Here is a 24,275-nt window from a genome sequence, read left to right as displayed (position 1 = left end):
CCACCCCAATTTCCCGCTCTCTTCGTCGCGTAGGCATGCCATGTTACAATTCCGCGTCAATGGCTTGCGCGTTGGTTGCTTCGATTCTGATGGGGTAGCGCTTCGCGTCGGCGATGGGCAGAAGACGCTCATGTCCGATCCTGTCCCGTCCAGCGGCTCCGGCCTGCCTCCCGAAGCGATCATCGCGCGGCTGTCCGTGCCCGGCGTGCAGCGCGTACCGAGCCCGAAGCTCGACCTGTTCGTGCGGCGCGACTTCCTGCCGCCGGACCTGTGCACGACGCTGATCGAGCGGATCGACGCGGTGCGACGGCCGTCGACGATCTCCGATTCGAACGGCGATGCGAACTATCGGACGAGCGAGACGGGCGATCTGTCGCCGCTCGATCCGGTCGCGATCGAGGTGGAGCGCCGGATCGCGGCGCTGACCGGACTCGACCCGGTGTACGGCGAACCGCTCCAGGGGCAGCGTTATGCGGTCGGGCAGGAGTTCAAGGGACACACCGATTATTTCGAGCCGAACGGCGTCGATTTTCAGCGTTATTGCGGGGTCGCGGGCAATCGGACGTGGACCGTCATGATCTACCTCAACCAGCCGGAAGCCGGCGGCGCGACGCGGTTCAAGGCGATCGACAAGATCGTGCAGCCGGAAACGGGCAAGCTGCTGGCGTGGAACAACCGGCGTGCCGATGGGAGCATGAACCCGGCGACGCTGCATCACGGGATGAAGGTGCGCGCGGGGGTCAAGTATGTGATCACCAAATGGTTTCGCGAGAAGCCTTGGGGCTGAGATCCCGGCATGTCGCTCGGCTTACAATCCTCCCCCGCCAGGGGGAGGTGGCAGGCACTTGCCTGACGGAGGGGGCGGCAAAAGCAACGCCTGTCGCGTCTCCTCCCCCTCCGTCGCCTTCGGCGCCACCTCCCCCTTGCGGGGGAGGATCATAGCTTCCGATTCGCCCCTCAGAACGTCGTGCTGATGCCCAGCGTGAACACCTGACCCAGGTTATACCGGTTGATGTACACCTTGTTGCCGTTCTCGAACGTCTGGCCCTCGGTGAAGCGGGTCTTGGTGAGGTTGCGTGCCTCGGCCTTCACCTCGAACTTGGCGCCGCGCAGTTCGACACCCTGGCGGGCGACGAGGTCGAGGCGGATGCCGGGCTTTTCGATGATGTCGGGCAGGAAGCCCGTGCCGCCGAGGTTCGACGGGCCGCGATTGGTTACGCGGTCGCTGGCATAGTTGAACAACAACGTGATCTGCGACAGCCGCTTGGTGTCCTCCAACCCGAGCTGGACGTTGACCAGATGGTCCGACTGGCCGGTGAGCGGCGCGCCGTCCCGGAAATTACCCGTCGCGGGCGCGAACCCGGTCTGGCAGCCTGCCACCTTGGTCGTCTGATCAACGACGTTCGGCACGCAGCTGCCGTCCACCGTGATCGACGACTGCGTATAGGTATAGTTGGCGATGAACAGCAGGCGGCGCGTCGCGAAGAAATCGCTGCCGAGCGTGTCGAGCGGCACGTATTTCTGGAACTCGACCTCGCCGCCGTACAGCTTGGCCTTGGGCAGGTTGGTGAAGCCGGTCTGGAGACGATCGTCGGCGCCGGTGTAGAACCCGACCTGCTCGATCGGCTTGTCGATCCGCTTGTAGAACGCACCGAGCGTAAAGCGCTGGTCCCGCGCGAAGAACCATTCGTAGCGCGCATCGAGATTGTAGAGCTTGGTATCCTGCAACAGCGGGTTACCGAAGAACAGGCGATCCGATTCGGGGTCGCGGAACTGCTGTGGTGCAAGCTCGCGGAACTGCGGACGCGAGATCGTCTTCGAGGCGCTCGCACGAAGCTGCATGTCGGGCGCGAAATTCCAGGTCAGCGTCGAGGCCGGAAGGAAGTAATCGTTCTTCAGCCGCGTCGTGGTCGCGCCGATCGGGGTGACCCGCTCGTCCGCCGTCTCGTAGCGCACGCCGATCGTCGCGCGGACGCCGTCGGTCGCCTCGGCCTCGGCCTGGACATAGCCCGCGTGGATCCGCAGCGACGCATCATATTGATACGCGCCGAGCGGGGTATTGAACTGCAACTCCAGCGAGTTGAGCGGATCGTTGGTATCGATCGCGAGCAGGTAATCCGGACGGAGCAGATTGTACGGATAGCCCGGCGCGGTGCCACCACCGCGCGGCGTCTGGTAGTTGAACTGGAGGCGCGAAGACGTACGCTTCGTATCCGAGTAGAAATAGCCGGTCGACAGCGTCATGGGCCGCTCGGTCGACAGCTTGTACGCCGCATCCGCCTGCCCGCTGTAGAGGTCTTCCTTCAGTTCGCTGAAGATGATCGACGCGAACGGCGAGAAGCGCTGCGTCACCTGATACGCGCCGTTGCACTGCGCGCCGCCGGTTCCGTTCGGATCCTGCACCGTGATCGGCTGGCCGGTCGTGGTGGTGTTCGAGCAGAGATAGTCGAACTGCCGCTCGTACGGCGCATTGCGCTTCGAATTGGCATAGGCGCCGCGGACGTCGAGCGTCAGCGCGTCGACGGGCTTGAACGCACCGACCAGCTGGCTCTCGAACAGCTGGCGTTCGAACCAGTTGGTGTTCTGCTGGAAACGCAGGCCGCTCGAGTTGTTGTAGGTGGTCGCCGCCGACCCGCGCGCCTGCTTCAGCGTGTCGTGGATATAGACGTTGGTCAGCTTGATGCTGTTCTCGCCGAACTCGTAGCCGACGCCGATCAGCGCGTTGGCGACGATCCGGTTATCGGTCAGCAGGGTCTGGAAATCGTTGCGGAGCAGGCCTTCGTTGGTCACCGAATCCTGCTGCGTGATGCTGCGGGTGCGGAAGGTGTTGCTCGCGCTGACCGACGCGATCACGCCGAGCCTGCCCGAACCGATGTCGAACACCGAGCCGCCGCTGATCTCGCCCGAGAAATTGGCGGGGAGCTGGTTGTTACGCTGGAGCAGCGAGGTCGAGGCGTTGCTGAGCGTCGCGGCCTGCGCGGCCGAGATGTTGCCGGTGCCGCTCGGCGCGTTCTTGATGAAGCTCGGCACTTTCCGCGTGCCGTCGTCGAAGCCGATCCAGTCGGCATCGCCGCCATAATAGGTGTAGCCGAGTTCGCTGGTGGTCGCGGTGTCGGCCGAGACCGAGCCGCCGAACGACAGGAAGTTCTTGTCCGGGATCGCCTTGGTCGTGAGGTTGATCACGCCGCCGCCGAATTCACCGGGATAGTTCACCGAATAGGTCTTCTGGACCAGCGCGGAGCCGACGATCGTGGTCGGGAAGATGTCGAGCGGGACCGAGCGGCGCAGCGGCTCGGGGCTCGGCAATGGCGAACCGTTGAGCAGCGACGACGAGTAACGATCGCCGAGACCGCGGACATAGACGAAGCCGTTGCCGACGATGCTGAGACCGGTGACGCGCGACAGCGCGCCGGCGATGTCGCCTTCGCCGGTGCGTGCGATGTCTTCGGTCGACAGGATCGAGACGACCTGCGGGGTCGCGCGGACGAAATTCGGGATGTTGCGGCCGACGACGACGATGTCCTCGCCGCCATTGGGGTCATAACCCGGCGTCGACACTTCGGCCTCCGCTCCGGCTGCTTGTGGCGCAGACACATCCACCGGCGTCGATGTCGGACCGGTCTGCGTCGTCGAGGCGGGTGGCGAGGCGGCTGGAGCGGGTGCAGCGCCGCCGGTCTGGGCGAGCACAGCCGGCGCGACCAGCTGCGAGGTCAGGAGAAGTAAGGTGGCATAGCCGAAGCGCGTTTGCATGGCCGAATATCCAGATCAGGGGTCTATGGGCGAATGCCGGGGTGGTCTTTGGAACCACCCCGGCATCGCTGCTCACATCATCGACTGCGGAGAGCCGACCGGAGGCGTTACCGGCCGTTGCAGTTGAAGTAGACCGAGGTGAAGATCGGCGGGCCCTGGTCCTGCTTCGAGGCATCGGCCGCGCGGATCGTCGAGCGATCGGCCTGGCTGGTTTCCTGCGCGATCAGGTTGAGGCAGGCGACGGTCGCAGGCGACTTCACGATGCCGTTGATGAAGCGCATGTCCGAACCACCACGCTGGCGGATAGCGGCCGGCGCAAGCGCGGTCTGCACGAACGTGAAGTTCGAATACTGACCGAAGGTACGGGGCAGCAGGTCTTCGGCACCGTTCGAGTCGATCTCGGTCGAGAACGAGTCGGCGGTCGCACCCAGCAGGCGCTGTGCGGCGATGATGAACTGCATGAAGCCGCGATAGCCGTTGTCGATATCGTAGCCGTCGTCGTCTGCGCCGGTGACCGCGAAATACTTGATGTTCGTGGTGCCGCCGAAGATCTCGATACCGTCATCGGCCGAATTGTGGCTCTGGACGTGATCGATCGTCGTGCCCGAACCGGTGCCGCCGAGCGTCAGGCCCTGGAGCTCGTTGCCGTCGCTGATCGCGATGCCGCTGTAGCGGATCTGGACATACTGCATCGTGCCGCTGTTGTCGGCCGCCGTCGGGCCACCGTAGAAGCGCCCGGTGACGCCTTCGATCGCCTGCTGGCAGGTCGTGCTCGTGCCGCCGGCGTTGTTCGGGCCGGTACCGGTTGCGCAGACCGCGACGGGCGCGCGGCCGAGCAGGATGATCCCGCCCCACTGGCCCTGCGTCGCATCGCTGACGCCGTTGGCGGTCAGGTTCTGCTGCGACGTGAAGATGATCGGCGCGTCGCGCGTACCGACGGCGCTGATCTTCGATCCGCGGTTGACGAGCAGGAGATCGGCGGTGACTTCGGTCGAGTCCGCGGCGACGACGACGCCCGGTGCGATCGTCAGCGTCACGCCGGTATCGGCACCGGTCGTGCCGACATCGGCGCCGACTTCGGTCTGGCCGCGCAGGCGGTAGAACACGCCGGCGATCTTCGGCAGCGTCAGGCTGGACGTGATGTTGGTCGGCAGGCGGCAGGCGCGGAACGTCTGGACCAGGCCGTCGTCGATCGTGCCGGTCGGGCACGCTGCGGCCGAACCGCCAGCGCCGACGGCAGGAACCGCGGTGCAGCGCGCGGTCGTGCTGCCGCCGAACTCGGCCGACGTGGAGGCGCAGGTCCAGCCCTGGAATGCGGTGTCGGTCGGGCCGTTGAGCGCGCCAACGAAATTGGTGCTGGCGAAGAACGGGTTGATCGACGACGGGTCGGTCGCGGTCGTGGCGGACGTCGCGGCGGTCGGGTACACGCCGGTCAGGACGTTGGTGCCGCTGACGTTGTTGTTGGTGCCGGCGTTGACGATCGCAAGCTGCTCGTCGGCGCTGATCGTGATCGTGCCGTCCGAGCGGCCGCCCGAGGTCGAGGCGAACTGCGCTGCCGTGATCGCCGATGGGGTCGGCGTCGGGGTGGACGGCGTCGGGGTCGGCGTAGCTGGCGGGGTGATGATCACCGTGCCTGCGCCCGGCGAAGCGACGTCGTCGGCACCGCCGCAAGCGGTGAGTGCGAGGCAGGCCGTGCCGGTCAGCAGGATCGTGCCGAGGCGAGTAAAGCTGGTCATGCGAAGGACTCCCGAGTCGTACCGTTGATTGTTCGGATCGACCCAGGCTCCCCCCTGCCGACCGTGACATGGCGGTTAGGCTGGCCAGATGACGCCGCGATGCGATTTCGATGACGCTTGCATGACTAAGATATGACGGTTCGATGACTGTCGATTGGGGCGCTACTGACGCACGGGGTTGAAAACCGCGCTATCGAACACATCTCTTCCGATCCGGCGCGCGATGATTTACAGGCGCTGCCAGAGTCACCGCCGGCGCATCCCTGCGTTCGGGCGGGTGGACCATCATTACAGGATTATTCGACGACAATGGCCTCTTTCAAGGACCCCAGTTTCCAGGACCGCACGAGCAGCGCAGCCGCCGCCAAGCAGAAGGCGCTCGAAGCGCTGCGTGCCAAGCCGCCGATCGACGAAGCGGTCGTAGCCGAGCGCCTTGCCGCACGCGAGGCCAAGGAATTGGCCGAGCGCGAGAAGCGCGCTGCCAAGCGCGCTGCAGAGGACGAGGCGAAGGCCGCGAAGAAGGCTGAGGCTGAGGCTGCTGCTGCTAAGAAGCGCGAGGCCGAGGCCAAGGTCGAACTGACCGACGCCGAGAAGAAGGCGATTCGTGACGCTAAGTATGCGGCGCGGAAGAACAAGAAGAAGTGATTTTTGGGCGGTCGTTTGGCCGCCCTTGTTTCTGAACGAACGACTGCTCGCCGGAAGCACCTGCCGAAAACAACTACCACCCCGGCGAAGGCCGGGGCCCAATTGGCAAGGTGGCGGTGGTGAAGCAAACACCTACGTTACCGATGTTTCCCAATTGGGCCCCGGCCTTCGCCGGGGTGGTGGTTAACTAGCGGAAGAGCTCCACCACCTAGTATGTTCTCCCGCGAAGGCGGGAGCCCGGACTGGGCTCCCTCCTTCGCGGGAGAACAAGTAGGGTCAGGTGACGGACGTAGTGAAGCGGCCCCTTATTCAGCCTGCTCCCAACCGCCCCCCAGCGCCTTGAACAGCGCCACCGTCAGCTGCCGCAACTGCGCATCGCTCGACACCAGTTGCTCGCGCGCCGTCAGCACGTCCGTCTCCGCGTTCAGCAGCGTCGTCTGCGCCACGAAGCCGGTTCGGTACTGCGACTCCGCTGCCTTCGCGCTGCTCTGCGCATCGACCACCGCCCGCTGCAAAGCCGCGTTCCGCCGCCGCTCGGCAGCGATCTGTGCAAGCGGATCCTCGACGTCGCGCAACGCCTGCAACACCGTCGAGCGATAGCGGAGATACGCCTGCTCGCGGTCTTCCTCGCGCGACTTCACGGTCGATCTACGCCGGCCCCAGTCGAGCAACGGGAACTGCGCAGCGCCCGATGCGGTCAGCTGGAGGCTGTCACCCGAAAACAGATTGCCCAAAGCGGTCGAGATCAGCTGGGTCATGCCGGTCAGGCTGAACTTCGGATACATGTCCGCTACCGCAACGCCGATATCCGCGGTCGAGGCAGCCAGATCGCGCTCGGCCGCGCGAATGTCGGGGCGACGACGCAACAGTTCCGACGGCAACCCGGCTGGGATGGTCGGCACGCCGAGCGGAGCGACCGAAGGTGCTGCGAGTTCGGACATCAGCGTCGCGGGCGGCTCGCCGAGCAGGATCGCCAGTGCGTGCATGCGGACGTCGACATCGGCGCGGACCGGTTCGGCGCGCGCTTCGGTCGAGGTGATCGAGGCGCGCTGGCGGGTGACGTCGATCGGCGGGACGAGGCCCACCTTGGCGGTGTTGCCCGCGATCTCCAGCGCGCGACGCTGGCGGACGATCTCACCCTCGATCGTTGCGATCTGCGCCTGGTCGAGCCGGAGGGCGAAATACGCCTGCGCGACTTCCGCGGCGAGCGTCACCGCCGCGTCGCGCTTCGACCAGACCGCCGCTTCGGTCCTTGCCCGTGCGCCTTCGGTGCTGCGCCGGACGCCGCCGAACAGGTCGAGCTCCCAGCTTGCGTCGAACCCGACCGAGTACGTCGTGATCCCGCTGCCGGGCAGTGCGATGCCGCCGGTCGAGCCGGTGCCCCCTGCCCCCGTGCCGCCGCTGAACGCGCGTGCGATCGACGAGAGGCCGGCGTTCTTGCTGAACTCGATATGGCTCGGACTGGCGCTCGCGTTGACGCTCGGCAATCCTTGCGAGCGCGCGACCATCTCCTGCAACCGCGCCTGCCGCACACGCGACGCGGCGATCGCGATGTCGGGATTCCCCTTCAGCGCGCGCTCGACGAGGCCGTCGAGTTGCGGATCGCCGAACGCCGACCACCAGCGCGCCGGATCGACGGTCGCACCCACTGTGGCTTGCGGACCGACGAACGCCGGCGGCACCGCCATCTCGGGAGCGACGTAATTCGGGCCGACGGTGCACCCCGCGAGCAGGGCCGCAACCGCAACCACCATGAACCGCGCACGCATCAATGCATCCCTCCCGAGGGTGCGCCGCCGGTCTTGCCGGAGCGCATGAATAGAACCAGTGGCGCGACGCACAGCACGACCACCATCATCGCGCGGAACACGTCGAGGAACGCGAGCATCGTCGCCTGCCGCTGCATCTGGCTGTAGAGGACGGCCAACGGCGTCGTCGCATCGCCCTGCCCGCCGAACACGCTCGTCGCCTTCTGTATCCAGTCGTTATAATTCGGATCGAGCGGGTTGAGCGTCTGCGTCAGTTCCGACTGGTGTCGCTGCAAACCGCCTGCGAGCTGCGTCTGCGCGAAACAGATGCCGATCGTCCCGCCGAGATTGCGCGAGACGTTGAGCAGGCTCGATGCCTGCGCGGTCTGCGTCTGCTTGAGCCCGACATAGGCGATCGCGTTGATCGGCACGAACAGGAACGGCAACGCCATCGCCTGGAACAGCCGCGCGAACGCCGCGTCTGAGAACGCGATGTCGGCGGTCAGGTGGCTCATGTTCCACAGCGCGAACGCCTGCACCAGCAACGCCGGGAACAGCAGGAAGCGCACGTCGACCAGCCCGCTCAGTCGCCCCGCGAACGGCACCATGACGAGCGTCGCGAGACCGCCAGCGGTCAGCGCGAGACCCGCATCGAGCGAGCTGTAGCCGAGCACCTGTTGCAGCATCTGCGGAATGAGCTGCGTGGTGCCGAACAGGATCATCCCGGTGACACCCATCACGCCGATCGTCAGCGCGAAGTTGCGGTTCTTCATCAGCTTGAGGTCGATCACCGGGTCCTTGTGGTTCAGCTCCCAGACGACGAGCGTGACCAGCGAGACCGCAGCGATGATCGCCGACATGACGATGAAACCGCTCGCGAACCAGTCCTCGCGCTCGCCGCGATCGAAGGTGAGCTCGAGGAAGCCGAGCCCGAGCGCGACTAGCGCGACGCCGACATAGTCGATCGTCAGGCCGTTCTTGAACCGCTCGTCGCGGTCCTTCTTCACCTGCGGCGGCTCGTCGACGAACGTCTCGACAAGGAACCACGCGGCGATGCCGACCGGCACGTTGATCAGGAACACCCAGTGCCAGCTCGAATATTCGACGATATAGCCTCCGAGCGTTGGCCCGAGCACGGGGCCGACGACGACGACGATCGCGAACGCGGCGAACGCCATTCCGCGTTGCTTGGGCGGGAAGGTGTCGGCGAGGATCGACTGTTCGACTGGCGCCAATCCGCCGCCGCCGATCCCTTGTAAGACGCGGGCGACGACCAGCGTACCGATGTTCGGCGCGAGGCCACAGAGCAGCGAGGCGAGCGTGAACAGCGCGATCGACAGTAGGAAATAGCGTTTCCGGCCGATTGCGTCCGACAGCCAGCCCGAGATCGGGATGACGATTGCGTTGGCGACGAGATAGCTGGTCAAAACCCAGGTCGCCTGATCGGTGGTGATCGACAGCCCGCCCGAGATGTGATCGAGCGCGACGTTGGCGATCGAGGTGTCGAGCACCTCCATGAAGGTCGGGATCGAGATGATCGCGACGATAAGCCACGGGCTGTACTTGCCCGCCGCCGACCGACTGGGCGACCAGGTGTGGCCGCCCCCCGCATCGACTTTGGCTGGCGCATTGGCCACCTCAGCGGACCTTGACGGTCGGCACCACCGACATGCCGGGACCGATCGGATACCGCTTCGGATCAGGCCCATTCTGGACATCGAACACGATTCGCACCGGCACGCGCTGGACCACCTTCACGTAGTTGCCGGTCGCGTTCTGCGGGGGCAGCAGAGCGAACGCCTGGCCGGCGCCGCGCTGGATCGAGTCGACATGACCCTTGAAATCGACGCCGGGATACGCGTCGACATGGATGTCGACGGGCTGGCCGATCTTCATCAGCGTGAGCTGCGTTTCCTTGAAGTTGGCCGTCACCCACATTGTGTCGGGGACGATCGCCATCAGCTGCGTGCCGGGCGCGACATAGGAGCCGACGTTGACCGAGCGGTTGACGACCTGCCCTGCGACCGGCGCGGTCAGGCGGAGATCGCCGATCGTGACGTTCGCCTGGTCGACCTGCGCGCGACGGGCGTCGATCACCGACTTGGCCGCGCCGACCTGCTTCCTGGCGACGCTGATCTGGGCGGTGGCTGTGTCGATCTGCTCGCGGGCGGCGGCGGCATCGGCGGCGGTCTGGCGAGCGGTGGCGCGCGCCTGATCGAGCTGCTGACCGGCGACCGCGCTCGGATCGAGCCGCAGCAACGCCTCGTAGCGTGCCAGATCCTGCTGGGCCTTTACCGCCGCCGCCATCGGCACGCGCGCCTGTGCCGCAGCCTGCTGGCGTTGCGCCTCCGCAGCGGTGACCTGCGCCTGCGCCTGCGCGAACTGCGCGCGGGCCTGCGATTCGTTTGCCTGCGCCTCGGCGACCTGCGCGTCGCGGCCGGATGCCTTGATGACCGCGAGCAGGCGGCCCGCCTCGACGTGGCGGTTGTCGATGTCGGCGACCTGGATCAGCGTCCCCGCGACCTGTGGTGCGAGGCGGACGATGTGCGTGTCGACGAACGCGTCGTCGGTCGACTCGAACTGCCGCGCATGCAGCCAGTAGAGCACCCCGCCGATGATCAGCCCGCCGACGACGATGACGAGGATGATCCAGAACAGCGGCTTCTTGAAGACCGACGGCTTCTTGTTGTCCCCGTCGTCCTTGTCGTCGTCGGACTCGTCCTGCTGGTCGGTATCGGACTGCTGGTCCTCGCCGTTCGGATCGTCCTTGCGATCCTCGTCGTCGTGGTTGGCGTCGGAGTGGTTCGTCTGGTCGGTCATGCCTGGCCCTGTTCTTCAGCACGCATCGAATCGAGAATGGCGTCGATATTGGCGTCGATACGCGCCTTGATATCGAGGATGTCGTTGGGTTCGAGCACATCGCGCCCGAGCAGTTTGAGGAAGGTCGCGCGGCTCGATCGTAGCGCGAGGACCTGCCCCATCAACGTGATCGTCGTGATCCGCGCGACGCGCGGGCTGGTGCAGCCGGTCGCGGTGGCGACGAGATCGGCAAGCGTCTCGATCATCTGCCCCATCACGCCGCCATAGATCCGCTCGAACGCCGCCCCGGGTTTCATCTGCTCGCGCAGGATGAACAGCGTCCAGTCGGCGTTCTCGTCGCTCGCCATCTTGTCCGCGAGCCGCGCGAATATCCGGTGGATCCGGGTACGCGCTGCGGCGGCGTCCTCGACGACCCCGGCGGGTACGTCGAACGGCTCGGTCATCATCGCGGACATGCGCTCGGCGATCCGATCCGCCGCAGCGAGGTACAGCCCGTCCTTACCGCCGTAATGATAGGTGATCGACGACATCGCCGTACCCGCCGCCGCAGCGATCGCGCGCGTGCTCGCCCCCTCCAGCCCCTTGCTGCCGAATTCGCTTATCGCGATGTCTAGGAGTCGTGACTGGACCACGGGCGGCATTTAGTTCGATCGAACGAACCAGCCTAATGAAGAAGCTGTCATGTTGTGTTTGAGGGTGACGATCTCTGTAGCTTCCGTCACCCCGGACTCGTTCCGGGGTCCACGGTGCCGCAAACTCAATGCCGTCGGGTATGTGGAACGGTGGATGCCGGAACAAGCCCGGCATGACGGAGGGGCTGAGAATTGGCCAATCCGTTTCCCCAGAAACAGCAACGCCGGCCCCTTCGTGCGAAGGAGCCGGCGTAAATCTGGTGGGCGCGGCTGGGATTGAACCAGCGACCCCACCCGTGTGAAGGGTGTGCTCTACCACTGAGCTACGCGCCCGAAACTCGTTCGGAAGCGGGCCTTTAGGCAGACCCCGTCCACCTGTCCAGCCCTATCGACACCGGTCCTAGTTGACCGCGTCCTTCAGGCCCTTGCCAGCCTTGAACTTGGGCTGCGTCGAGGCCTTGATCGTCATCGGCTCGCCGGTACGGGGATTGCGGCCGGTCGATGCCTTGCGCTTCGAGATCGAGAACGTGCCGAAACCGACCAGGCGAACCTCGTCGCCCTTCTTCAACGATGCCTCGATCGCGTCGAACACCGCCTCGACCGCCTTGACCGCATCGGCTTTTACCAGACCGGACGTATCGGCAACCGTCGCGATCAGCTCCTGCTTGTTCATATAATCCCCCGGGAAAAACTCTAATCGGCCACGATGGACTCGCGACCGCAATCAGCGCGCAATAATGCGGCGGCCCCGTCTGCTGTCAAACGAAACCGCCGTATTGTCGCTTACGATCCAAACATGGATCAGTGGTGAAGGCCACCCCCGACCGGCGCGATCGGTGCCGGCGGCAGCGCCGCCAGCTCGTCCGCATCGGTCCACTCGATCGCTTCGAGCGGCTCGGTCAGCGCCAGGCGAAGCACCTCGTCGACATGCGAAACGGGGATAATCTTGAGCCCCGCCTTGATGTTCGCCGGGATCTCCGCGAGGTCCTTCTCGTTCTCGGCCGGGATCAGCACCGTCTCGATGCCCCCGCGCAACGCCGCGAGCAGCTTCTCCTTGAGGCCACCGATCGGCAGCACGCGACCACGCAGCGTCACCTCGCCGGTCATCGCCACCTCGCGGCGGATCGGCACGCCGGTCAACGTCGAGACGATCGACGTGACCATGCCGATACCCGCCGACGGACCATCCTTCGGCACCGCACCCTCGGGCAGATGGATATGGATATCCTTCCGCGCGAACAGGCTCGGCTTGATCCCGTAGCTCGGCGCACGCGCCTTCACATAGCTGAACGCGGTCTCGATCGACTCCTTCATCACGTCGCCGAGCGTACCGGTGAGCTTGGCTTGCCCCTTGCCCGCGACGGTCACGCTCTCGATCGTGAGCAACTCGCCGCCGACTTCGGTCCAGGCGAGGCCGGTGACCGCGCCGATCTGGTTCTCGGTCTCGCCGAGGCCATGGCGATACTTCTGCACGCCGGCATATTCGCCGATGTTCTCGGGCGTGATCGTGACGCTGGTGGTCTTGTTCTCGAGGATCTGGCGCAGCGCCTTGCGGCACAGCTTGGCGATCTCGCGCTCCAGCGTACGCACGCCGGCCTCGCGCGTGTATTGCTGGATGAGCGTACGAAGCCCTTCCTGCGTCAGCGTGAACTCACCCGGCTTCAGGCCGTGCGCCTCGATCTGCTTTTCCACCAGATGGCGCTCGGCGATCTCGACCTTCTCGTCCTCGGTATAGCCCTCCAGACGGATGATCTCCATGCGGTCGAGCAGCGCCTGCGGCAGGTTGAGCGAGTTGGCGGTGCAGACGAACATCACGTCCGACAGGTCAATATCGACCTCCAGATAATGATCCTGGAACTTGCCGTTCTGCTCCGGGTCGAGCACCTCGAGCAGTGCCGACGCCGGATCGCCGCGGAAATCCTGGCCGAGCTTGTCGATCTCGTCGAGCAGGAACAGCGGGTTCGACGTGCCGGCCTTTTTGAGGTTCGTCACGATCTTGCCCGGCAGCGAGCCGATATAGGTGCGACGATGGCCGCGAATCTCGGCTTCGTCACGCACGCCGCCGAGCGACTGGCGGATGAACTCGCGCCCGGTCGCCTTGGCGATCGACTTGCCAAGCGAGGTCTTGCCGACGCCCGGAGGACCGACGAGGCACAGGATCGGGCCCTTCAGCTTGTTGGTGCGCGCCTGCACCGCGAGATACTCGACGATCCGGTCCTTGACCTTCTCGAGCGCGTAATGATCCTCGTCCAGCGTCACCTGCGCGGCGGCGATGTCCTTCTTGATCTTCGACTTCTTGCCCCACGGCAGCCCGAGCAGCACGTCGAGATAATTGCGCACGACGGTCGCCTCGGCGCTCATCGGCGCCATCGTCTTGAGCTTCTTCAGCTCCGACGTCGCCTTGCCGCGTGCCTCCTTGCTCATCTTGAGCGTCGCGATCTTCTGCGTCAGCTCAGCGATCTCGTCGCCTTCGCCTTCGCCGTCCTCGTTGCCGAGTTCGCGCTGAATCGCCTTCAACTGCTCATTGAGGTAATATTCGCGCTGCGTCTTCTCCATCTGACGCTTGACGCGGCTCTTGATCTTCTTCTCGACCTGCAGGACGCCCAACTCGCCCTCCATCGCGATCATCGCCATCTCGAGACGCTTCGACGGGTTGGTCTCGACCAGCATCGCCTGCTTCTCGGCAACCTTGATCGCGATGTTCGCGACGACCGCATCGGAAAGCTTCGACGCGTCCTCGATCTCCGACATCTGGACAGCGGTCTCGGACGCGAGCTTGCGGTTGAGCTTGGCGTAATTCTCGAACTGGTCGACGACCGAGCGCATCAACGCCGTGACTTCGGCACCCTCGACTTCGGCATCGGCGACGGGCTCGACCGTGGCGGTCAAGAAGTCGCCGGTTTCGTCCAGCGTCTCTAGAGTGGCGCGGCCCTTGCCCTCGACCAGCACGCGGACGGTGCCGTCGGGCAGCTTCAGAAGCTGGAGCACGGTCGCGGTGACGCCCATCGAATACAAGTCGTCGCGCGAGGGATCGTCCTCCGCCGGGTCGACCTGCGCGACGAGATAGATCTCCTTGTCCGCCGCCATTGCCGCTTCGAGCGCGGCAACGGACTTATCGCGGCCGACGAACAGCGGCACGATCATGTGCGGGAACACGACGATGTCGCGAAGGGGAAGGACGGGGTACTGGGTCATGAACGCTCCGGTGGGTGCCTGCATGGGGGCATAATCTACAGCTTATATGGTGAGGATGAACCGTCCATCAATTGGTTGGCGGCGGTTAGGGGTTTTGGCGCGTTGCCCAAGCGCCAGCCGTTCTCCTGCGAACGCAGGAGTCCAGGGTAACGGGCGGCGGTATTCGCGATCCTGGGCTCCTGCGTTCGCAGGAGAACGGGCGGTGCCGGATCGCACTTGTATGCGAGCCGCCCAAGCGCGAGAACGCGGCATGATCTCGCGTTTTCTCCTCGCCGCCAGCGCCACCGCGCTCCTCGCCGCCGCGCCGCTTCCGAAAAAGGGCGAGCCCGCGATTACCGTGCAGACGCAGCGTTCGGGTGGGGTGCTCACCCACGAGCAGACCGCGCTACGGTTCGACAGCGCGGATCTGGCGTTCGAGGTGCTGCCCGAGACGGAGAGCCTGAATGGCGTGGCAACGCTCACCTTTACTGCGAAGGCCCCCCTCACCCGCCTGCCGATCGACCTCGACCGCAATCTACCGGTCAGCGCGATCGCGATCGACGGCGTTCCGCTTGCACCTTCGGCGTGGAGCAATCCCGAAGGTCGGCTGACGATCACGCTGCCAAAGCCCGTCCCAGCCGGCGGCAAGGTCACCGCGAAGATCACCTATGGCGGCACGCCGCACGTCGCGGTGAAGGCGCCGTGGGACGACGGGATGGTCTGGTCGAAGACGCCCGACGGCCGCACGTGGTTCGCGACGACCGCGGAAGGCTATGGCTGCGACCTGTTCTGGCCGTGCCTCGATTTCCCGACCGGCGAGCCCGCACTGGTGACGCTGCACATCACCGTGCCCAAGGGGCTGAAGGCGCCCTCCAACGGCGTGCTGCTCGGTGTCGATACGCTCGCGGACGGCCGGACGACCTGGAACTGGCGCGCCAAGCACCCCAACACCTACGGTATCGCGCTGAACGTCGGGCCGTATGAGGAGATCAGCGGCGCGTACAAGAGCCGCTTCGGCAACAGCATCCCGATGTATTACTGGTACCTGCCGGGCGAGAAGGTGCAGGCGGAGAAGCTGTTCGCCGAGTTCGCGCCGACGCTCGATTTCTTCGAAAGCATGATCGGCCCCTACCCGTTCGGCGACGAAAAGCTCGGCGTGGTCGAGACGCCGCACAAGGGCATGGAGCACCAGACGATCAACGCGTACGGCAACGAATACGCGAAGGCGCCGGAGGGATTCGACTGGTTGTTCCAGCACGAGTTCGCGCATGAGTGGTTCGGCAATCAGCTGACCGCCGCGAACTGGGACGATTACTGGCTGCACGAGGGGTATGGCACGTACATGCAGCCGCTCTATGGCCAGTGGCGCGAGGGGCGCGCGCGCTATGCCGCGATGATGCAGGGCGAACGCACCTCGATCATGAACCTCAAGCCGATCACGCAGCAGCGCGTCACCACCGAGGAGGAGGTGTACGAGATCGACAAGGGCGGTGCGGGGCAGGACATCTACTACAAGGGCTCGTGGATGCTCCACACGCTGCGGGCGCTGATCGGCGACAAGGCGTTCTTCGACGTGACACGGCTGGCGGTGTACGGGCGCGCGGATCCGAAGCCGGGCAATTTCGCGCCGCGGTTCGGGTCGACGAAGGAATATGAGGGGCTCGTCCGAAAGGTGACGGGTAAGGACTATGCGTGGTTCTTCGACGTGTATCTCCGGCAGGCGGCGCTGCCCGAGCTAGTCGAGACGCGGACTGGGAATACGCTGGGTTTGGTTTGGAAAGTGCCGGGGAACGGCCCGTTCCCGCTTCCGGTGCAGGTGCAGGTCGATGGGAAGACGCGGACTTTGCCGATGACTGGGGGGAAGGCGAGCTTGTCGGTCCCGGCGGGCGCGCACGTCGTGATCGATCCGGATGCGCTGGTCCTGCGGCGTAGTATCGCACTGGAAGACGTGGCCGCCTGGAAAGCCGCGCAAGCTGCAAAGGCCAAGCCCCAATGACCTCTCCACCGTTCCCCCGCGAAGGCGGGGGCCCAGGGTCCCAGGAGACGACGCCCGTGACTCCGGGACTCCTGCGTGCGCAGGAGAACATCTGGGGATCGCGCGCGGCAGAGATGGCGGCGATCTTCATGGTCGGCGACGGCTTGATCGGCCTCCTACAACCCCGCCGCCACGTCGATCTCTGGAAAGACGATGCGCTCGGGACCGAGAAGCTGGTACAGCCATTCGTCGACCGGCCCGGCCGCCGTCGCCTCTACGCCGTCATGCAGATCGCCGCCGGTCTCGCCTTGGCCGCACGCCAGAAGCGATGACCCTGCCGCGGTGGCCCCTGCTGGCACTGGCGCTCGCCGGCTGCGGTTCGAGCCCCGACGCCGGCACGACCAGCCAGGTCGCCAGCGGCGAACGCGTCTTTCGCCGCTGCACCGCCTGCCACACGATCGGGCAATATGCGGGCGATACCGATGGGCCGAACCTCTACGGCGTTATGGGCGGCCCGATCGGCGAGCGCCGCCCGCGCTTCTCGTACACCGCAGGACTGAAGGCGCTTGGCGGCAACTGGGATGCCAAGCGCATGGACGCCTGGCTCACCAACCCGCGCAAGATGGTGCCCGGCACGACGATGGCCTTCGCAGGTTTGCCTGACTCGAAGGACCGCGCCGACGTCATCGCCTACCTATCGACGCAAGGCCCCTGAGCTTACGGCACCACCGTCGTGAACAGATAGGCGGCGAAGATCACGAGGTGGACGACTCCTTGCAACACCGTCGTCCGCCCAGTGCCGAGCGACAGCGTCGCCACGAACAGCGACAGAGCCAACAGCGTCATGCTCTTCGCGTCGATGCCGAGCGCGAGTGGCAGGTCGAGCACCAGCGACACGATCGCCACGCTCGGGATAGTCAGGCCGATTGTCGCCAGCGCGGAGCCTAACGCAAGGTTGAGGCTGGTCTGCAACCGGTTGCGCCGTGCCGACTTGTAAGCCGCCAGACTTTCCGGCGCGAGCACAAGCGCGGCGATCACGACACCGACCACGGTCAGCGGCAAGCCGGCACCGAGCACCGCTGCCTCAATCGTCGGCGACAGGGTCTTCGCGAGGAGCACGACCGAGACTAGCGCGACGAGCAGCGCAGCGAAGGCGATTCCCGTAGCACGACCCGATGGCGGCGCAGCGTGATCGTCCTTGTCGTCGGTCGACGGCAGGAAATAATCGCGGTGACGCACCGTCTGGACCAGCACGAACGTGCCGTAGAGGATCAGCGATACGACCGCGACGAAGATCAGCTGCGACGACGCGTAGGTCGGGCCCTGCGTCGACGAGGTATAGTTCGGCAGGATCAGCGACAGCACCGCCATCGCCGCGAGCACGCCGAGCGCTGCGGTCATGCCCTTCAGCGTGAACCGCTGCTCATGATGCCGCACCGCGCCCGCGAGCAGGCAGATGCCGATGATAAAGTTGAGGATGATCATGATCGCCGCGAATACCGTGTCGCGCGCGAGCGTGGTGGCGTCGCCAGCGTTGGAGAGCATCAGCGATACGATCAGCGACACCTCGATCACGGTAACCGCGATCGCGAGGACGAGCGTCCCGAACGGCTCGCCGACCTTGTGCGCGATGACCTCGGCATGATGGACTGCGGCGAGCACGCTGCCGATCAGGACGAAGACGGCGGCGGCGGTGCCTAGCGTGCTCATCTTGGCGAGCCCGACGAGGACGGCGACAAGGCCTAGGCCCGGCGCGATCAGCGTCCAGATCGGCAGCGCCAGGCGGTCCGGCATCGTCTCAACTGTTGCTTCATTCGGTCGGTCGGCCACTTCGGTGGTCATGCAGTCTCCCTTGTTCCGCTTGGATAACGAATGCGCGAAGGGCGATAAGGGTCCGAGTCGGGGCAATTGCGGCGCGGTGACGATCGCGTAGGGTGATCGAATGTTGCCCGCCGATCTCCGCGAAACGCTCGCCATGACCGCCAATGCGATGCGGGATACGCAGGACCCGTGGTGGGTCATTTCCAGCGCGGCGGTGGCTCTTCACGGGGGAGCGCCGATCGCGGTTGGCGATGTCGACGTGCTGATGAGCGTGGGAGATGCCCGGCGACTGATAGACCGGCTCGGCGTCGTTCCGATCGTGGGTGGCGCGAGTTCGCTGTTTCGGTCGACGCTGTTCACAAGGTGGGAGACGCCGCCCTTGGTCGTCGAGATCATGGCGGGGTTTCATGTTGCGGCGGGCGCAGGGTGGACGGAAGTGCTGCCCCGGACGCGCGTGTCTGTCCTCGTCGAAGGGTCCGTAGTTTATGTGCCTGACCGTGCTGAATCGCCGAGATGCTCAGGCTGTTCGGACGTCCCAAGGATCTGGAGCGGGTTCGGCTGCTGACTTTGTAGATCGAGCCGACACGCGCTGCCCTACCCTGGTCCGTCATCCTGACGAAAGTCAGGATCCAGGGTTACAGCGGGCTGATCTTCGCGGCTCTGGATCCTGACTTTCGTCAGGATGACGGACGAGGGTTTTCGGGCGCGTATGCCCCAAACGAAAAAGGGCGCCGATCGCTCGACGCCCTCTCCCGTATCTCAAACCCGTTCCGCCTTAAGCAGCGTCGCCGGTCTTCTTCTTCTCCGCATAGACGCGGATCGGTTCCTTGCGGCCTTCGATCACGTCCTTGTCGATCATCACCTCGTCGACGCCGTCCATGCCGGGCAGGTCGAACATCGTGTCAAGCAGGATGCTCTCGAGGATCGAGCGAAGCCCGCGCGCGCCGGTCTTGCGTTCGATGCCCTTCTTGGCGACCGAGACCAGCGCGTCGTCGGTGAAGCCGAGCGCGACGTCCTCCATCTCGAACAGCTTCTGGTACTGCTTGACCAGCGCGTTCTTCGGCTCCTTCAGGATCTTCACCAGCGCGTCGACGTCGAGATCCTCAAGCGTCGCGATCACCGGCAGACGACCGACGAACTCGGGGATCAGACCGAACTTCAGCAGATCCTCGGGCTCGACCGACTTCAGCGTCTCGCCCGTCTTGCGCTCGTCGGGTCCTGCGACATACGCGCCGAAACCGATCGACTTGCCCTGCAGGCGATCGCCGATGATCTTCTCGAGACCCGAGAACGCACCGCCGCAGATGAACAGGATGTTGGTCGTATCCACCTGCAGGAATTCCTGCTGCGGATGTTTGCGCCCACCCTGTGGCGGCACCGACGCGGTCGTGCCTTCCATCAGCTTGAGCAACGCCTGCTGCACGCCCTCGCCCGATACGTCGCGCGTAATCGAGGGGTTCTCGGCCTTGCGCGAAATCTTGTCGATCTCGTCGATATAGACGATCCCGCGCTGTGCCCGCTCGACGTTGTAGTCGGACGCCTGGAGCAACTTGAGGATGATGTTTTCGACGTCCTCGCCGACGTAACCCGCTTCGGTCAGCGTCGTCGCATCGGCCATCGTGAACGGAACGTCGAGGATGCGGGCGAGCGTCTGCGCGAGCAGCGTCTTGCCGCAACCGGTCGGCCCGACGAGCAGGATGTTCGACTTGGACAGCTCGACATCGGCACCCTTGGCGCCGTGGTTGAGCCGCTTGTAATGATTGTGCACCGCCACCGACAGCACGCGCTTGGCGCGCTTCTGGCCGATCACGTAATCGTCGAGGACGTCGCAGATCTCCTGCGGAGTCGGCACGCCGCCGTCCTTCTTGGACACCAAAGCCGACTTCGTCTCCTCACGGATGATATCGTTGCATAGCTCGACGCACTCGTCGCAGATGAAGACCGTCGGCCCGGCGATCAACTTGCGGACCTCGTGCTGCGACTTCCCGCAGAACGAGCAATAGAGGGTGCTCTTCGAGTCGCCACCGCTCAGCTTCGTCATTCAATCACCTCTCGCGCATGTCGGTGCACGTGCCGTTTCCGGGGCCGCTACCGTAACGCACCCCGGAGTTCCTACAATCAAATAAACCGGCGGGGTTTACGATTCACCCCATGCCAGTATCGTTCAAGCGGGTTTCGCACCATCCTCGGATACCGCCGGGCGCTTGTCGAACACCTCGTCGATCAGCCCGAAATCCTTCGCTTCGTTCGCTTCGAGGAACGTATCGCGGTCCATCCGGCGTTCGATCTCTTCGATCGGCTGGCCGGTATACTGCGAATACAGCTCGTTCATGCGCTTGCGGATGCGCAGGATCTCGCGTGCCTGGATCTCGATGTCGCTGGCCATGCCCTGTGCACCACCCGATGGCTGATGGATCATGATGCGTGCGTTGGTCATCGCGACGCGCATGCCGGGCTCACCGCTCGCGAGCAGGAAGCTTCCCATCGACGCGGCCTGACCGATGCAGACGGTGCCGACGCGCGGACGGATGTACCGCATCGTGTCGTGGATCGCCATGCCCGCCGTGACGACGCCGCCCGGCGAGTTGATGTACATGAAGATGTCCTTCTTCGGATTCTCGGACTCGAGGAAGAGCAGCTGGGCGGTGATCAGCGAGGCCATGCCGTCCTCGACGCCGCCGGTCACGAAGATGATGCGCTCGCGGAGCAGGCGCGAGAAGATGTCGAACGAACGCTCGCCGCGGTTCGACTGCTCGATGACGATGGGAACCAGGCCTGCTTGCGTCTGCTGCAGGCCGAGCCCGGCGCTGGCCAACGGGCTCGCGAAATCGCCGGTCTCGAACGGATTGTGCATGGAAATCTCTCTTATGCCCCAGTGAACCGCTAACATCGGCGGTCCGGGAGGGGAGTTCAAGCCCTCCCTGCCCTCGCCTCGGGGACTGCTTGCCCTCGCCCCTCCGGGGAGAGGGAGGGGCCCGCACGCACTTGCGGGTGGGAGGGTGAGGGGACGTTGCGATCCGCCAACCACCCCTAACCCTCCCGTCGCCAAGTGGCTCCTCCTTCCCTCTCCCCGACGGGGCGAGGGAGTCAGATGCCCGGAGCTGGGTATGCGAGGTAGGCCAGCCTTCGGACCTCTCGGCGGCCGCGGACGACCGTGTCCAGGATCAGGCCGGTGAAGACGTTGAGCGCGGCGAATATGCCGAGGCCGGTGATCAGGATCGCAGTCGGGAAGCGGGGGACCTGGTGGATCTCGATGTAGGTGAGCACCAGCGGGATGCCGAGGATCAACGCGAGCAGGCCGAAGACGCTACCGATCGCGCCGAAGAACCAGAGCGGGCGCTCGATCCGGTAGAGCGTCATGATCGTGCGCAGGATGCGCCAGCCGTCGCCGTAGGTGCTGAGCTTCGATTCGGAGCCTTCGGGACGCGCGTAATAGGGCGTCTCGACCTCGCCGATCGGCATCTTGAGTTCGAGCGCGTGCACGCTGATCTCGGTTTCGATCTCGAACCCGGCCGACAGCGACGGGAAGCTCTTCACGAACCGGCGCGAGAAGACGCGGTAGCCCGAGAGGATGTCGGTGAAGCTGCGGCCGAACAGACGCGCGAGCATACCGGTGAGCAGCGCGTTGCCGAAGCGGTGGCCCCGGCGATAGCTTTCCTGGACCTGGCTGATGCGCGAGCCGACGACCATGTCGAGTTGCTCGTCGAGGACGCGCTTCACTAGCGCCGGCGCGGAGGCAGCGTCGTAGGTCGCGTCGCCGTCAGCCATCACGTAGATGTCGGCGTCGATGTCCGCGAACATCCGGCGGACGACGGCGCCCTTGCCCTGGATGCGCTCGGTTCGGACGACCGCGCCGGCGGCGCGCGCGACCTCTATCGTTCGGTCGGCGCTGTTGTTGTCGTAGACGTAGATGGTAGCGTTCGGCAGTGCGTTGCGGAACCCCGCGATCGTCTGCGCGATCGCGGCTTCCTCGTTATAGCACGGGAGCAGGACGGCGATTCTTGGTTCGGTCATGCCCTGTCCCTGCATGGAGACGCCACGATCGACGTACGGCGCCTTCAGGCTGAACACCTCGGGCACGGACGCCTCTTCACTTCCTTGTTCTCCCGCGAAGGCGGGAGCCCAGTCTGGGTCCCCGCCTTCGCGGGGAAACAATTTCTTACCGATTCCCCCCCACCCGTCACCCCGGACCTGTTCCGGGGTCCACCGTTCCGCATGCTCTTCGGGTTGAGAGTGTGCGGAACGGTGGATGCCGGAACGCGCCCCGCATGACGGAGGCGAAGCTTACGCCTCGGTCTTGGTCGGAGCCTTCTTCGCGCGCGGCTTCTTTGCCGGTGCGTCAGCAGCTTCGGTGCCCTCTGCGTTCTCGGCAGCGACCGGCGACGACTCCGTCACGGCGGTCTCCGCTTCGACAGGAGCCGCCTTCTTCTTGGCAGGCGCCTTCTTCGCAGGCTTGGCCTCGTCCGTCGCGTCCGAAGCAGCTGCCTCGTCGGTCACGGCGTCAACCGAAGCAGCCTCGTCCGAAGCTGGCTTGGCCTTCTTGGCCGCGGCCTTCTTCTTCGGCTTGTGGTTGTCGTGATCGTGCGTGTGCGTGCCGCTGGCGAAACCGTCCTCGCTCTCGATCGCAGCCTCAAGCTCCTCGCGCGTCGCTTCGCGGTCGATGATCTCGGCCTTCTCGAACAGGAAGTCGACGACCTTGTCCTCGTACAGCGGCGCGCGCAGCTGGGCAGCCGCCATCGGCTCCTGCTGGACGTACTGCATGAACTGCTGGCGCTGCTCCGCGGGATATTGCTGCGCTGCCTGTGCCAGCAGACGCTGCATTTCCTGGTTCGAAACCTCGACGCCGTTCGCCTGGCCGATCTCGGACAGGAGCAGGCCGAGGCGCACGCGACGCTCGGCGATCTTGCGGTAATCGTCGCGCTCGCCTTCCATCTCGGCCATCGCGGCCTCGGGATCGGCCTCGTGCGTGGCTTCATGCTGGAGCTGCGACCAGATCTGGTTGAACTCGGCTTCGACCATCGACGGAGGCACTTCGAAGTCGTGACCCTCGGCGAGCTGGTCCAGCAGCTTGCGCTTCATGTGCGTGCGCGTGAGACCGTTATGCTCCTGCTCGATCTGCCCCTTGAGCAGGCCCGTGAGCTGCTCGAGGCTCTCGAGACCCAGCGACTTCGCCAGATCCTCGTCGATCTTGCTCTCGCCCGCGGTCTTCACCGACTTGACGGTGATGTCGAACGTCGCGGGCTGGCCTGCGAGCGACTTCTCCTGATACTCCTCGGGGAAGGTCACGTTGAGGACCTTGTCGTCACCGGTCCTTACGCCGACGAGCTGATCCTCGAAGCCCGGGATCAGACGACCCGCGCCGAGCTCGACGCCCATGTCGGTGCCGGTGCCGCCCTCGAACGCAACGCCGTCGGCGGTCTTGCCAACGAAATCGACGGTGACGAGATCGCCCATCGCCGCGACGTAATCGTCGGCTGCGTCGTCCCACTTCTTCTGCTGGTCGGCAAACTTCTGCAGTTGCTCGGTGACCGCGTCGTCGGCGACGGGCACGGTCAGGCGCTCGAGCTTGATGCCGTCGATCGCGGGTGCGGGAACCTGCGGGAGGACCTCCATCTCGACCTTGACGACGGCATCCTTGCCGAGGTCATAGCCGTCTTCCAGCTCGACCGAAGGCTGCATCGCGGGGCGAAGCTGCTTCTCGGCGACGAGCGTCTGGACGCTCTCCTGGATCGCCGCGTTCAGCGCGTCCTGCGTCAGCGCCGGGCCGTGCATCTTGCGGATGAGGTTCGCCGGCACCTTTCCCGGACGGAAGCCCGGCATCTTCATCTGCGGCGCGAGGCGCTTCAGCTCGACATCGACCTTGGCATCGATATCCTTCGCGGTGATGGTGAGCGTAAAGGCGCGCTTGAGGCCCTCGTTCAACGTCTCGACAGTCTGCATGTCCGGCCTTTGTCTAAAAGAGCATTCAGGATAA

General features: G+C 65.1%; 19 protein-coding genes and 1 tRNA gene. 6 read left to right on the top strand and 14 right to left on the bottom strand.

Annotated elements, in window-relative coordinates; all coding sequences use genetic code 11:
* Positions 1 to 130: 130 nt before the first annotated feature.
* The gene (locus tag O6X71_RS01835; RefSeq protein WP_353464196.1) at positions 131 to 787 is read left to right on the top strand and encodes a prolyl hydroxylase family protein; all 657 of its coding nucleotides are present in this window, start codon (positions 131 to 133) and stop codon (positions 785 to 787) included.
* A gap of 170 nt (positions 788 to 957) precedes the next feature.
* On the opposite strand, the gene O6X71_RS01830 is transcribed toward O6X71_RS01835, so the two are convergent.
* Positions 958 to 3,750 carry a TonB-dependent receptor domain-containing protein gene (locus tag O6X71_RS01830; protein WP_353464195.1) on the bottom strand — a complete coding sequence of 931 codons (2,793 nt, stop codon included), beginning with the start codon at positions 3,748 to 3,750 and terminating at the stop codon, positions 958 to 960.
* A 107-nt stretch (positions 3,751 to 3,857) separates the two neighbouring features.
* Positions 3,858 to 5,486 (bottom strand): hypothetical protein, encoded by a 1,629-nt coding sequence (locus O6X71_RS01825; protein WP_056058006.1) that lies wholly within the window; start codon positions 5,484 to 5,486, stop codon positions 3,858 to 3,860.
* Positions 5,487 to 5,795: 309 nt separating this feature from the next.
* Here O6X71_RS01825 and O6X71_RS01820 point away from each other — a divergent pair, with 309 nt between their 5' ends.
* Positions 5,796 to 6,131 carry a DUF6481 family protein gene (locus O6X71_RS01820; RefSeq protein WP_056058003.1) on the top strand — a complete coding sequence of 112 codons (336 nt, stop codon included), beginning with the start codon at positions 5,796 to 5,798 and terminating at the stop codon, positions 6,129 to 6,131.
* Between the two features lie 305 nt (positions 6,132 to 6,436).
* Here O6X71_RS01820 and O6X71_RS01815 read toward each other — a convergent pair whose 3' ends face one another.
* The 7 genes from O6X71_RS01815 to lon form a co-directional block, all read right to left on the bottom strand.
* Entirely contained in the window at positions 6,437 to 7,900 is a 1,464-nt protein-coding gene (locus tag O6X71_RS01815) for an efflux transporter outer membrane subunit (protein ID WP_353464194.1), read from the bottom strand.
* Entirely contained in the window at positions 7,900 to 9,516 is a 1,617-nt protein-coding gene (locus tag O6X71_RS01810) for a DHA2 family efflux MFS transporter permease subunit (RefSeq protein WP_353464193.1), read from the bottom strand. The genes O6X71_RS01815 and O6X71_RS01810 overlap by 1 nt, the downstream gene beginning before the upstream one ends.
* A 1-nt stretch (position 9,517) precedes the next feature.
* Positions 9,518 to 10,699 carry an HlyD family secretion protein gene (locus O6X71_RS01805; RefSeq protein WP_353464192.1) on the bottom strand — a complete coding sequence of 394 codons (1,182 nt, stop codon included), beginning with the start codon at positions 10,697 to 10,699 and terminating at the stop codon, positions 9,518 to 9,520.
* Complete coding sequence (locus tag O6X71_RS01800) at positions 10,696 to 11,331, bottom strand: CerR family C-terminal domain-containing protein (RefSeq protein ID WP_435368431.1); 636 nt, start codon at positions 11,329 to 11,331, stop codon at positions 10,696 to 10,698. The genes O6X71_RS01805 and O6X71_RS01800 overlap by 4 nt, the downstream gene beginning before the upstream one ends.
* A gap of 258 nt (positions 11,332 to 11,589) precedes the next feature.
* A tRNA-Val gene (locus O6X71_RS01795) sits at positions 11,590 to 11,664 on the bottom strand.
* A gap of 67 nt (positions 11,665 to 11,731) precedes the next feature.
* Positions 11,732 to 12,004 carry an HU family DNA-binding protein gene (locus tag O6X71_RS01790; RefSeq protein ID WP_056048186.1) on the bottom strand — a complete coding sequence of 91 codons (273 nt, stop codon included), beginning with the start codon at positions 12,002 to 12,004 and terminating at the stop codon, positions 11,732 to 11,734.
* 128 nt (positions 12,005 to 12,132) lie between these two features.
* Positions 12,133 to 14,526 carry an endopeptidase La gene (lon, locus tag O6X71_RS01785; protein ID WP_353464190.1) on the bottom strand — a complete coding sequence of 798 codons (2,394 nt, stop codon included), beginning with the start codon at positions 14,524 to 14,526 and terminating at the stop codon, positions 12,133 to 12,135.
* 250 nt (positions 14,527 to 14,776) lie between these two features.
* Here lon and O6X71_RS01780 point away from each other — a divergent pair, with 250 nt between their 5' ends.
* The 3 genes from O6X71_RS01780 to O6X71_RS01770 are packed head-to-tail and all read left to right on the top strand — an operon-like array spanning position 14,777 to position 17,195.
* Entirely contained in the window at positions 14,777 to 16,501 is a 1,725-nt protein-coding gene (locus O6X71_RS01780; RefSeq protein WP_353464189.1) for a M1 family metallopeptidase, read from the top strand.
* Positions 16,502 to 16,557: 56 nt separating this feature from the next.
* Positions 16,558 to 16,812 (top strand): hypothetical protein, encoded by a 255-nt coding sequence (locus tag O6X71_RS01775; RefSeq protein WP_353464188.1) that lies wholly within the window; start codon positions 16,558 to 16,560, stop codon positions 16,810 to 16,812.
* Positions 16,809 to 17,195, top strand: coding sequence for a c-type cytochrome (locus tag O6X71_RS01770; protein WP_353464187.1), 387 nt, complete (start codon positions 16,809 to 16,811; stop codon positions 17,193 to 17,195). The genes O6X71_RS01775 and O6X71_RS01770 overlap by 4 nt, the downstream gene beginning before the upstream one ends.
* Positions 17,196 to 17,197: 2 nt before the next feature.
* Here O6X71_RS01770 and O6X71_RS01765 read toward each other — a convergent pair whose 3' ends face one another.
* The gene (locus O6X71_RS01765; RefSeq protein WP_353464186.1) at positions 17,198 to 18,322 is read right to left on the bottom strand and encodes a calcium:proton antiporter; all 1,125 of its coding nucleotides are present in this window, start codon (positions 18,320 to 18,322) and stop codon (positions 17,198 to 17,200) included.
* A gap of 100 nt (positions 18,323 to 18,422) precedes the next feature.
* On the opposite strand from O6X71_RS01765, the gene O6X71_RS01760 reads away from it, so the two are divergent.
* Positions 18,423 to 18,866 carry a hypothetical protein gene (locus O6X71_RS01760; protein WP_353464185.1) on the top strand — a complete coding sequence of 148 codons (444 nt, stop codon included), beginning with the start codon at positions 18,423 to 18,425 and terminating at the stop codon, positions 18,864 to 18,866.
* 210 nt (positions 18,867 to 19,076) lie between these two features.
* Here the strand turns inward: O6X71_RS01760 and clpX are convergent, their stop codons facing one another.
* The 4 genes from clpX to tig form a co-directional block, all read right to left on the bottom strand.
* Positions 19,077 to 20,342 (bottom strand): ATP-dependent Clp protease ATP-binding subunit ClpX, encoded by a 1,266-nt coding sequence (gene clpX, locus O6X71_RS01755; RefSeq protein ID WP_056048170.1) that lies wholly within the window; start codon positions 20,340 to 20,342, stop codon positions 19,077 to 19,079.
* 123 nt (positions 20,343 to 20,465) lie between these two features.
* Positions 20,466 to 21,155, bottom strand: coding sequence for an ATP-dependent Clp protease proteolytic subunit (locus tag O6X71_RS01750; protein ID WP_107954964.1), 690 nt, complete (start codon positions 21,153 to 21,155; stop codon positions 20,466 to 20,468).
* Between the two features lie 233 nt (positions 21,156 to 21,388).
* Positions 21,389 to 22,315 (bottom strand): glycosyltransferase family 2 protein, encoded by a 927-nt coding sequence (locus O6X71_RS01745; RefSeq protein ID WP_353465037.1) that lies wholly within the window; start codon positions 22,313 to 22,315, stop codon positions 21,389 to 21,391.
* 270 nt (positions 22,316 to 22,585) lie between these two features.
* Positions 22,586 to 24,241 (bottom strand): trigger factor, encoded by a 1,656-nt coding sequence (gene tig / locus O6X71_RS01740; protein WP_353464184.1) that lies wholly within the window; start codon positions 24,239 to 24,241, stop codon positions 22,586 to 22,588.
* Between the last annotated feature and the right edge of the window lie 34 nt (positions 24,242 to 24,275).

Origin of the sequence: Sphingomonas faeni, assembly GCF_040407505.1 — a bacterium.
GTDB classification, from domain to species: Bacteria; Pseudomonadota; Alphaproteobacteria; order Sphingomonadales; family Sphingomonadaceae; genus Sphingomonas; species Sphingomonas faeni_E.
Note: the sequence above shows the minus strand (reverse complement) of the source record. Positions and strands in the feature narration are given on the sequence as shown.

Coding starts and splice junctions, on each gene's coding strand:
- O6X71_RS01770 (WP_353464187.1), top strand. CDS start 16,809: ATGACCCTGCCGCGGTGGCCCCTGCTGGCACTGGCGCTCGCCGGCTGC.
- tig (WP_353464184.1), bottom strand. CDS start 24,241: ATGCAGACTGTCGAGACGTTGAACGAGGGCCTCAAGCGCGCCTTTACG.
- O6X71_RS01780 (WP_353464189.1), top strand. CDS start 14,777: ATGATCTCGCGTTTTCTCCTCGCCGCCAGCGCCACCGCGCTCCTCGCC.
- O6X71_RS01760 (WP_353464185.1), top strand. CDS start 18,423: ATGTTGCCCGCCGATCTCCGCGAAACGCTCGCCATGACCGCCAATGCG.
- O6X71_RS01825 (WP_056058006.1), bottom strand. CDS start 5,486: ATGACCAGCTTTACTCGCCTCGGCACGATCCTGCTGACCGGCACGGCC.
- O6X71_RS01790 (WP_056048186.1), bottom strand. CDS start 12,004: ATGAACAAGCAGGAGCTGATCGCGACGGTTGCCGATACGTCCGGTCTG.
- O6X71_RS01815 (WP_353464194.1), bottom strand. CDS start 7,900: ATGCGTGCGCGGTTCATGGTGGTTGCGGTTGCGGCCCTGCTCGCGGGG.
- O6X71_RS01835 (WP_353464196.1), top strand. CDS start 131: ATGTCCGATCCTGTCCCGTCCAGCGGCTCCGGCCTGCCTCCCGAAGCG.
- O6X71_RS01745 (WP_353465037.1), bottom strand. CDS start 22,315: ATGACCGAACCAAGAATCGCCGTCCTGCTCCCGTGCTATAACGAGGAA.
- O6X71_RS01830 (WP_353464195.1), bottom strand. CDS start 3,750: ATGCAAACGCGCTTCGGCTATGCCACCTTACTTCTCCTGACCTCGCAG.
- O6X71_RS01805 (WP_353464192.1), bottom strand. CDS start 10,699: ATGACCGACCAGACGAACCACTCCGACGCCAACCACGACGACGAGGAT.
- lon (WP_353464190.1), bottom strand. CDS start 14,526: ATGACCCAGTACCCCGTCCTTCCCCTTCGCGACATCGTCGTGTTCCCG.
- O6X71_RS01765 (WP_353464186.1), bottom strand. CDS start 18,322: ATGACCACCGAAGTGGCCGACCGACCGAATGAAGCAACAGTTGAGACG.
- O6X71_RS01750 (WP_107954964.1), bottom strand. CDS start 21,155: ATGCACAATCCGTTCGAGACCGGCGATTTCGCGAGCCCGTTGGCCAGC.
- clpX (WP_056048170.1), bottom strand. CDS start 20,342: ATGACGAAGCTGAGCGGTGGCGACTCGAAGAGCACCCTCTATTGCTCG.
- O6X71_RS01820 (WP_056058003.1), top strand. CDS start 5,796: ATGGCCTCTTTCAAGGACCCCAGTTTCCAGGACCGCACGAGCAGCGCA.